At 62.3% G+C, this 9,549-nt stretch carries 10 protein-coding genes and 1 pseudogene; 5 read left to right on the plus strand and 6 right to left on the minus strand.

The window, feature by feature from the left end:
- Positions 1-1,102 (plus strand): PAS domain-containing protein (locus tag BP858_RS09275; RefSeq protein ID WP_286879348.1); only part of this gene is annotated, 1,102 nt, incomplete at its 5' end.
- A gap of 163 nt (positions 1,103-1,265) precedes the next feature.
- Here the strand turns inward: BP858_RS09275 and BP858_RS09280 are convergent.
- A complete protein-coding gene (locus BP858_RS09280) occupies positions 1,266-2,051 on the minus strand; it encodes an MBL fold metallo-hydrolase (protein WP_286879349.1) in 786 nt (261 codons plus the stop codon).
- 98 nt (positions 2,052-2,149) lie between these two features.
- On the opposite strand from BP858_RS09280, the gene BP858_RS09285 reads away from it, so the two are divergent.
- Positions 2,150-3,526, plus strand: coding sequence for a P-loop domain-containing protein (locus tag BP858_RS09285; protein ID WP_214166923.1), 1,377 nt, complete (start codon positions 2,150-2,152; stop codon positions 3,524-3,526).
- Between the two features lie 93 nt (positions 3,527-3,619).
- Here the strand turns inward: BP858_RS09285 and BP858_RS09290 are convergent, their stop codons facing one another.
- The 5 genes from BP858_RS09290 to BP858_RS09310 all read right to left on the minus strand — a co-directional run bounded on the left by BP858_RS09290 (position 3,620) and on the right by BP858_RS09310 (position 8,155).
- Positions 3,620-4,702: an ABC transporter ATP-binding protein gene (locus BP858_RS09290; RefSeq protein WP_286879350.1), complete on the minus strand. Its 1,083-nt coding sequence runs from the start codon at positions 4,700-4,702 to the stop codon at positions 3,620-3,622.
- Between the two features lie 4 nt (positions 4,703-4,706).
- Positions 4,707-5,408 (minus strand): ABC transporter permease, encoded by a 702-nt coding sequence (locus BP858_RS09295; protein ID WP_214166925.1) that lies wholly within the window; start codon positions 5,406-5,408, stop codon positions 4,707-4,709.
- Between the two features lie 65 nt (positions 5,409-5,473).
- Positions 5,474-6,406, minus strand: coding sequence for a substrate-binding domain-containing protein (locus tag BP858_RS09300; RefSeq protein ID WP_062261916.1), 933 nt, complete (start codon positions 6,404-6,406; stop codon positions 5,474-5,476).
- A 158-nt stretch (positions 6,407-6,564) separates the two neighbouring features.
- Positions 6,565-7,293: an ABC transporter substrate-binding protein gene (locus tag BP858_RS09305; protein ID WP_286879351.1), complete on the minus strand. Its 729-nt coding sequence runs from the start codon at positions 7,291-7,293 to the stop codon at positions 6,565-6,567.
- A 55-nt stretch (positions 7,294-7,348) separates the two neighbouring features.
- Positions 7,349-8,155 (minus strand): uridylate kinase, encoded by an 807-nt coding sequence (locus BP858_RS09310; protein WP_214166926.1) that lies wholly within the window; start codon positions 8,153-8,155, stop codon positions 7,349-7,351.
- Between the two features lie 95 nt (positions 8,156-8,250).
- Here BP858_RS09310 and BP858_RS09315 point away from each other — a divergent pair, with 95 nt between their 5' ends.
- From BP858_RS09315 to BP858_RS09325, 3 genes and pseudogenes are all read left to right on the plus strand, one after another.
- The gene (locus BP858_RS09315) at positions 8,251-8,484 is read left to right on the plus strand and encodes a hypothetical protein (RefSeq protein ID WP_074175050.1); all 234 of its coding nucleotides are present in this window, start codon (positions 8,251-8,253) and stop codon (positions 8,482-8,484) included.
- Positions 8,485-8,533: 49 nt separating this feature from the next.
- Positions 8,534-8,896: a hypothetical protein gene (locus BP858_RS09320; RefSeq protein WP_074175049.1), complete on the plus strand. Its 363-nt coding sequence runs from the start codon at positions 8,534-8,536 to the stop codon at positions 8,894-8,896.
- Between the two features lie 261 nt (positions 8,897-9,157).
- Positions 9,158-9,549 (plus strand): annotated as a pseudogene (locus tag BP858_RS09325) (mechanosensitive ion channel domain-containing protein); the annotation flags it as partial.

Here is a 9,549-nt window from a genome sequence, read left to right on the forward strand (position 1 = left end):
GGACGACCTCCCCACTGTTGCAGTCTGGTTTGAGCGTGCCCACCCAAACCCTGCATACCGCCGGGGAGTGCAGGAGCTGTGGCAGGAATTGCTCCAGGGCGACCGGAGCGTCGTGGTCGCCGGCGTTGTCTGCCGGGACGGGAAGGTCCGGGATATCGAGATCCGGCAGACACCCGTCGAGGGGGGCTGCAGCCTGTATGTCGTCCGGGACGTCACCGAGCAGGTCGCGACCGAGGAACACCTCAGGCAGGCCACATCGGAGCTGACCGCAGTGATCGAGGCCTTCCCTGATCTCTTCCTCCGGTTGAACGCCGACGGCACGATCATCGAGTCCAGGGCTGGCAGGCTGGTTGAGGTGCCTCTTGTGCCCCGGGCACTGCTCGGGCGGCGGGTGCAGGACCTGCTCCCCGCCGATCTCGGGGAGACGGTCGGGAATGCACTGCAACAGGCAGTCAGGACCGGTGTGCCTTCCGCACCGCTGGAGTTCAGTCACCAGGTAGACGGGGAGGTGCGCCACTACGAAGCCCGCATTGTGCCGCTGTATGAGATGCACGTGATGGCAGTCATCAGGGACATCACGGAGCGGAAGCGGGCTGAGCAGGAACTGCACCGCCACCGCGAGCACCTGGAAGACCTCGTCGCCGGGCGGACCGCCGAACTTGAGCGTGCAAACCAGCAGCTCCAGCGTCTCCTCTACTACATCGAGATGACCGAGCGAAGGGCCGCTGAGGAGTGGCTGGACCTCTCGGCCGGGCAGGGCAGCCTGGGAACGGCTGAGCCCGAGGAGGGAAGGATCACCACCGATGCCGCCGGGACGGTCGTCATCGTCAACAGGGCAGCCGAGCGCCTGACCGGCTACGCTGGAGGCGATCTGACCGGGAGACCGGTATGGCCCCTCCTCTCGATCACCGGGACGGACGGCGGCGCCCGGGAGATCCTCTCCCGGGAACTGCTGGAGCAGGGCAGGGCCGTACAGCGTGCCGAAGGGATGGTGCTCATGAGAAGCGACGGGACGGAGGTTTCGATTTGCTTCTCCGGAGACCCGATCATCGATGCCGACGGCGCCGTGATCGGCATGGTCTGCACGTTTCAGAGGGTGTAAGGCTGAGTGGGCCGGGGCATCTAAAATTTCATGTACAACGTTGCTCACGTAGCAGAGCGCGTTGCCGAAAAATCTGTGGAATTGCTACGCTCTCCTTCGCGGCTTCGCGTGAGACCATACTCGCCTCATGGGCCGCAAAAATGACGCCCGATACATTCGGCGGTCAGAGCCGGAAGCCACAGGACTCGGGGTGCTCCGGGCCCGGGTTCTGTTCTGCCACGGTGACCGCAACCTGGTCTGAGTAGAACCCGAGCCCCTCGAGTGCGGAGAGGAGCGCTCTCTCCTGCGTGTTGTTAATCTCGCTTAGGTGGGCAAGCATCGCCACGTGGATGTGGTCGGCGAGCCTCTGGAGGCAGCGGGCGGCATCAGGGTTTGAGAGGTGCCCGCGGCTTGAGCGTATCCGGCTCTTTAAAAATGCCGGGTACGGGCCGTTCTCGAGCATCTGGGGACAGTGGTTGCTCTCCAGGAGGACAGCGTCGCAGGATGCAAGCCGGTCGAACATGGTTGCCGTGACGGTGCCGGTATCGGTGCAGCACCCGACGCGGAGATCGCCCTCAGTGACAGAGAACCCGCAGGGTTCCCGGGCGTCATGGGAGGCCGCGAAGGGCTCGACCTGGAAGTCGCCCACAGAGAACGATTCACCACACCTGCACCGCCGGACCTCGGCTGATGTCGGGCCGTATTTCTCGTAGAACACTTCAAGCGTGCCGGCGGTCGCGTAGATGGGCACCTTGAGCCTCCGCGCCAGCACGTCAACCCCTTTTATGTGGTCGATGTGCTCATGGGTGACCAGGATCGCTTCGATCGTCGATGCGTCCTCACCGGCGTTTGCGAGGCGGCGAAGAGTCTCTCGGGCGGAGAGCCCCACGTCGATGAGCAGCGCACCCCGCTCCCCCCGGAGGCAGGTGCAGTTTCCTTTGCTCCCGCTGGCGAGGACTGTCAGTTCCATGCTAGAAATGATGGGCGTTGTGGATATATAAGACCAGGGAAGAGAGCCACAGGAAAGAGCCTTGTGGCCCGGGACACCAGTACCTGGTACGAGAAGCCATGAGCAGAAGAGGCGACTCCTGGCAGGACGAGATTCACCGGATCCTCCCGGGCCCCGGGGATGGTCGGGCACGCATCGACTACCCGGTGATCAGGAATCTCGTCAACATCTACCTCGTCAGATCGCTCGACGGAACGGCGCTTCGGTTCAGCATCCCGGTCCTGCTCACGGCACCGGTGCCAGGGCCCGGTCCCGGCGGCGACGGGACGGTCGGTGTCATCATCGAGGCGATCAAGGCGGCGGTCCACGGCGAACGTGATCTCGGCCCGATAGCCGGGACCGGGACCGAGCACCCCGGCCACTGCCTGCCAAACATCGAGCCGGTCACGCTGATCGCATCACGAAGCGCCATCGGCACCGACCTCTGGCGGCCCGACCACGGGAACCGGATCGACGGCGACGGCGTCCACCTCGTTGTCAGGGGCGCGCTCCCATACCCCGGCGCGCCCACACCGGCACGTATCCTTGAACTCGAAGAGCGCTTCCTGGCACTCCTCGATGCGCTGGACCGTGTCGTGCGCCGTGTGCCTGACCGGGATCTCGTCGCGGCGCGGGACCTCTCCATCGACCAGAAGGCGCTCAGACGTGCCCTCCCCGGTATGGGGCTTGTCGCGTTCGTCGCCGACGGCACGCGACCGGCCCGCCGGTTCACCCGGCTCCGGTGTCACCACCGTATCGCCGGGCCGAAGGAGGGTGTGCACGTGCCCTTCCGGTGCCCGCAGGAACTCGACCCGGTCGAGGTCGAACTCGCCGGGAGCGGCAGGGTCGTGACCGGGCTTGGGATCAGGCGGGGGGAGGTCTTCGCTGTCGCGGGCTCAAACGCCGAAGGAAAGAGCACCCTCCTCCACGCGGTCATCGCCGGGCAGGACGACCACGCCGCCGGGGACGGGCGGGAACTCCTGGTCAGCGTCAACGGGGTTGCCCGGGCTGATGCGGGCGAACGGGGTCTCTCCGGGGCTGACGTCAGCCTCTTCTTCTCCCGCCTCCCGCCCGGCGTCGGGGGAGAGCCCAGGGCGGCCTTCGGCCAGGGGAGCGGGTCGCTTGTGATGGCGCACGAGATCCAGACCGCGCTTCGGACCGCCGCGCCGCTCCTCATCCTCGACGAAGACCGTGCCGCGACCAACCTGCTGGTGCCGGGCTGCCTCCAGGGCGACGGGGTGACGCCGCTTGCCACCCTGCTTGCCACTCGGCGCGAGGTCTTCGGGGAGACGACGATCCTCTTCGCCGCCTCGTCGCTTGATATCCTCATCGCACAGGCCGACCGGATCATGCAACTCTCCGGCCACGAAACCAGGGCGCTTGACCGCCGGGAGTTCAGGCGGCGGCTCGACCGCTACCTTGCCGGGGTGCGGGAGCACCTTGGGGCAGAGAAGTAAGTTGGGGAGGCGACGGCAGTCCCGGTAGATGGGCGGGTATTGGTGATACCCCTGACGTAGATGCAGCAGCACCGGTAGTAGAGTAAACCGCGCTCAGCCCTGCGCCGCCCCGACGACGTGGACCGCCTCAGGCGCAAACGAAACAACTACCCGGCTGCCTTCCCTGATACCCAGACTGTCCACCGCCTTCCACGAGAGGATGGAAGAGAGCACAAACCCGCAGTCGACCGTCACCCTGCTGAACGGGCCGCGCGGCGCAATAGACGTCACGGTGCCGGGGAGGCTGTTCCCACCGGGGACACCTCCCCCGTCCGGTTGCACGATCCGCAGGTCCTCGGACCTGATGCAGAGGCAGACATCCTCCCCCGGGGGAAGCGGCGATACCGCCCGGATGGGGATGCCGCCGACATCGATGGCGGATTTGCCGTTCCCGGCGGCCACAACGACCCCTTCGATGATATTCTCGATACCGACGAACCGCGCAACCTCCCGGCTCGCAGGCACGGTGAAGACCTCCCGGGGCGTCCCTACCTGCGCAAACGCACCATCCATCAGCACCCCGATCCGGTGGGCGAGCCGCTGCCCCTGGTACATATCATGGGTCGAGATCACGATCGTCGTGCCGAGGTCGCGGTTGATGCGGAGCACCAGTTCCTCGATCATCCCGACCGAGACCGGGTCGAGGTTCGCGGTCGGCTCGTCCATCAGCAGGACCTCCGGCTCGATCACCATCGCCCGCGCAAGAGCCACCCGCTGCATCTCCCCGCCCGAGAGCGTCCGCGCTCTCCGCTCCTCGTAGCCGGCAAGCCCGACCACATCGAGGGCGTCCCTGACCTTCTCGCGGATCACACCCTCACCCGTCCCCCGGAACCTGAGACCGACTGCAATGTTTTCGTAGACGGTTGAGTTGAAAGCGGCGGGTTTCTGGAAGACCATCCCCATCATCCGGCGGATCCGGAGACGCTGCTCCTTCTCGGCGTGGATGTCGACACCGTTGACCCGGATCTTTCCTCCCTCCGGTCTGTCGAGAAGGTTGATGAGACGCAGCAGGGTCGACTTCCCGGACCCGCTCGGCCCGATGACCGCAAAGATCTCTCCACGCTCAACCCGCGCGGTGACGCCGGCGAGCACCACCGTATCACCAAACCTCTTTGAGACGTCGATAAGTTCAATCATGGGTTCACCGGTGCTGTATCGTGGTTATGATGAGATTGACGCCGAGAGCGATCACGAGAAGGATGATACCGAGCGCGATGGACTTGGGGATGTTTCCCATCGATGTCTCAAGGGATATCGCCGTTGTCAGCACACGGGTCGAACTCATGAAGGACGACGCCATGATGTTGCCGCCGACCAGGATCGCCGCTCCGACCTCTGATATCGCCCGCCCAAACCCGACCGCCACGGTCGCAAGGATCGCAAACCGCGCTTCCTTCATGATGTTTACGAGAAACTGGAGACGTGTCGCCCCAAGCGAGTGGAGGGTATCCCTGATGACCGGATCGACCCCCGAGAGCGCAGATATCGTGAGCCCGGTCATGATCGGCAGGACAAGCACCGTCTGTGCGATGATCATCGCGGTCGGGGTGAAGAGCAGCCGCATAAACCCAAACGGCCCGACGCGGGATATCAGCAGGAAGATGAGGAGCCCGACGATGACCGTCGGCAGAGCGTAGAGGGTCTGGATCAGATTGATGAGGCTCTTTTTCCCGCGGAACGTGCCGAAGTTGATCGCGGCGCCGAGCGGGACGGCGATCATGGTGGCGAAGATGGTTGCGGCAAATGAGATGATGACGCTCCTTGCAGAGATTGCCATCACGTCGGGGTCAAGCGTGATGATGAGCTCGACCGCCTCCAGAAATCCCTCGATGATCTCGTACATGCTCTGCTCCTAATTGTGGTTTGCCAGGGGGAAAAATGGGTAGGGATTGGAGTGAAGAGACCGGCTCACAGAACCGGGTCCGTCACTTCAGCCAGGGTTACGCCGATCTTCTCCCAGTCGTCCTGGGCGGCGTAGAAGAGCGGCTGGCCGTACTGGTCGACACCAAAGGAGGCGATCTCCTTCTGCACATCGTCAGAGATCATGAAGTTGATCCAGTCCTTGGCGATGGTGCTGTTGATGTCGGGGTACTTCTCAGGGTTGATCTGCATGGCACAGTAGACGTTGAGCAGGATGTCGCCCTCGTCCACGAGCGTCACAAGGTCAAGGTCGCCCTTGTAAGCGAGATAGGTGCCGATGTCGGAGAGGGTGTAGGCCTGCTTCTCGTTGGTCATCGAGAGGGTCGCACCCATACCTGTCCCGGCCTCCTGGTACCAGTCGCCGGAGCCCTGTACGTCTGTGGAGTAGTTGAATCCGGCGCTCTTCCAGATTGCCTTCTCCTTGGAGTGTGTGCCCGAGGCGTCGCCGCGTGAGACAAAGATTACGTCCGCATCACCGGCCATTCCCTTCTCACGGATGGCAGTGAACGCCTCTTCGGGCTGCAAGCCCTTGATAGCTGCCGGGTCGGACTCAGGTCCTACGATGATGAAGTAGTTGTAGGCAAAGACACGCCGGTTGGTCCCGTAGCCGTCAGCGAGGAAGACATCTTCACGCGCACGGTCATGCACCATCAGGACGTCGACGTCGCCCCGCTGCCCGTACTCGATTGCCTTGCCGGTTCCGGCAGAGACGATCAGCACCTCGGCGTTGTGCTCCTCTTCAAATATCGCGCTGAGGCGGTCAAGAAGTTTGGTGTCATAAAGACTGGTCGTCGTGGCGATACGCAACTGCTGCTTCTCAGTATCGACAGGAGTATCGGGCTGTGTCGTCCCGGTACACCCGCAGATGAGCAGGAGAGCGACCATGACGGTCGCAACGGCAAAAAGGGTTCGTCTTCTCATAACGTTCAATTCAAGTATCGGACTTCAGATAATTAAATGTGATAGTTTTATATCGAGAGTTAAACAGTTAAACAAAAGTAGTTAAAAAATGCTGAACTTAAATGGATTTACTGGGAGATGGGGGCGGAAGGCCCCTCCCCGGGAGGAACCTCCCACCCTCACCCGACCACGATATCGCGGTATATATCGCCGTCGGGCTCGACAAAGAGGACCGCCTTCCCCACGATGAAGGCGGGCTTTGGGAACTTCTTGAGCGCCACGAGACCCTCGTCGATCGCCGTGCCATCGCGCGTCATGACCTGGTCGACGCCAGAGGCGAGGATTGCGGCGACTGTCTGGGTGCCGCGAAGACTCCGGGTCGCCCCCTTAACGACGAACCGGCCGTCGTTTCCAGACGCGGCAAGGCCGATGCCGGCGAGCGCGCCGATCACGCCATCTTCGGTGCCGCCAAGCCCCTCGAGGCGGACCCCCGCCGCCCTCGCAAGCGCCCGCGCCCGGTCCTGTGTCACGACACTCTTCTTCGCCAAGAACCCGAAACCGCGGAGGTCACTCCCGATCTCCCGGGCGGCGGCGACGCAGATGCCGGGATCGCTCCCCTCGATGAAGTCGGAGAGCATCAGTTCCTTTGCGGCCGAGAAGACGTCGGCACCTGTCCCGTTATCCGCATCCTGGATGTGGATGACCGCGCAACTGTTCTGCGAGGTATACGGGATGGACGGGTGGATGAAGAGCTGGTGCCGGGTCACCCCCGTCACCACGTATGACCGGGCGAGTTCTGCTGCAATCATGCGGGCGAGCCGTCCGGTCCCCCGGGACTCGCGGGTATCAGTATCGTCGATGCCAAGGTAGAGGGTCATGTAATCGTTCGCCCCTCTACAGATCCGCACACAAGATTTAAGAAGACTTCTCCGGGATTAATCGAAATGGGTTGACTCCGGGCTTTCAGGCCCGGATCAGGGTGCCGACACGCTCACCGTTCATGGCCCTGGTGATGTTCCCGGGCACATGCGCGTTCACGACCTTGATCTCTTTGACGTGAACGGCGTCCCGGAGTAGCTCGACCGCCATCGGTTCAAGCACCATATCCTCCATGTTCATCTCCAGGAGTTCGTCAGCTGTGATATCTGCGATGAACTCGGCGTCGGGGTTCGCAAACGGGTCTTCAGTGTAGAGACCGTCCACGTTCTTCCCGAGGATGCAGTTCTTCGCGCCCACGACCTCGGCCATCAGGAAGGCCCCGGTATCAGTCCGGTGCGGCGGGATGCTGCCGAGTTTCGGCGGGTGCTCGTAGAGCCCGTAGGGCGGGGTGCCCTGCACGACCGGGAGCATCCCAAGCGATATGAGGGACGGGAGGTTTAAGAGGTCGGTGGTGTGGATCCGAACACCGTTATACTTCGAGAAGAGGAGGGACATCATGATCGCGTTCTGCTCGCTGATCTTGCCTGCCAGTTCAGCAAGCACCCCGGTTGGCATGCCAAGGTCGATCCCGACATCAAGGATGTGCCGCACCCGGACGCCACCGCCGGTGGCGACCAGAATCTTGTGGTCCCGGGAGAGCTCGCCGATCTCTTCGACCAGCGGAAAAATTACCTTCCGCCCGTAATCGATGACACCGTGACCGCCGAGTTTGACCACGTTCAGGTCGGGCATGACCCTGATCTGCTGGACGCCGGCAGTTTCCCGCATCAGGCCCCGCCGGACCAGGCTTTCGCCCTGTAACTTTGATTCTAACTTGATCCGCTCTGTCATGGCAACTATTCCTATTACTGTATGAGCAGCAAAAGTATTAAGTAACTTCGTGCTATATCAACAGATATACCAACTGGTAGGGAGGTGATGAACAGATGAAGATCTATGCACGAGAACGCCAGAAAGTTGGAACCGGCGTGAAACAGCCGCGTTTCCGTGTCGTCGCCGTCACCGAAGAAAAGGGCGATGAGAAGCATGTGAAGATGGAAGGAACCCACTTCAGGAAGGTCGAACTCGAACAGATTGCAAAGGATGTCGGGGCTGAGATCGTCTACCTCGAGGAGATGCCCGAAGAAGTGCGGGGCGAGAAGATGAAAGAGGAGGCGTAATCAAAACGACCCCCTTTTTCCACCTGACACCCAATACCCCTATGATCGGATGTCCACAGATGAACATGACGATATCTTCGAGGCGGCGATCCAGATCCTCCTGGAAGTGGATCGGAGCGTAACCCTCAGTTTTTCTCCAGCCGGCATCGCCATACGTTTTCCCACAACCCGAAAACTTGCTGAATTTCTCAGCATCCCTCATTACTATATTCTCCCCAGGTTCGGGGCGATGGAACGCGACGGATTGATCCATCGGGCTGAACGGGTCGGCATATCGACCACGGCGACAGGGACAGAGCGACTCCTCATGATCATGGCAGAGCGCTACAGGGAGCGTACAGAAGAGGTCCTGGGTGCAGGGGTTTTCCAGGCACTGCAGGCACACGCAGGCGGGAGTGGGTCTGGTGAATAGCTGCTGATCGCACCTCCAGGGCATGAGATCCAGACGTTCGGCCAGCCCTGATTCGAAAAATCACTGCCCATCTCGATCGCTTTCGGTCGCGCCTTGTGGGCGGGACCTGGAGGAGTTTGGGGACCGCCTCCCCATCAACCGCTCCTCCCCAGGCAATCGCCATGACCCCCCGCCCCGAGGGAGCAGGACAGGGAGTGGGCGTCGCGCACGGCAACCCGTAGAGAAGGGGTTAACTCTCTCACTCGCCCACCTCTCTCCTGCATGCAGGCGAGCGATCCAGTTCTCATCGGCGGGGTGTCCCTTGACGCGTACCTCGCGTTCCTCTTTGCCCTTCTCGCGTTCCTCTTCCTTGGCAACCTCACCTACATGATCCTCAGGCGGGTGCTGGACGGGCATGTCTCGCATGGGACCGCCAAGTGGGCGGCGGCCATCCTGCAGTACGCCGTCATCATCGCCGGGGTCTACGGGAGCGCCCGGTACCTCCTCGCCTTCGACCTGAAGGCCGTTGCCGCATCGCTCGGTATCCTCGGTATCGTCGTAGCCGTCTCATCGAGCCAGATCATCCAGAATGTCCTTGCCGGCATCCTGATCACGATCAACCGCCCGGTCCACCTCGATGAGTGGATCGTCGTCGGGGAGAGGCCGACAACAGG

The sequence above is a fragment of the Methanoculleus sp. UBA413 genome, assembly GCF_002502935.1.
GTDB classification, from domain to species: domain Archaea; phylum Halobacteriota; class Methanomicrobia; order Methanomicrobiales; family Methanoculleaceae; genus Methanoculleus; species Methanoculleus bourgensis.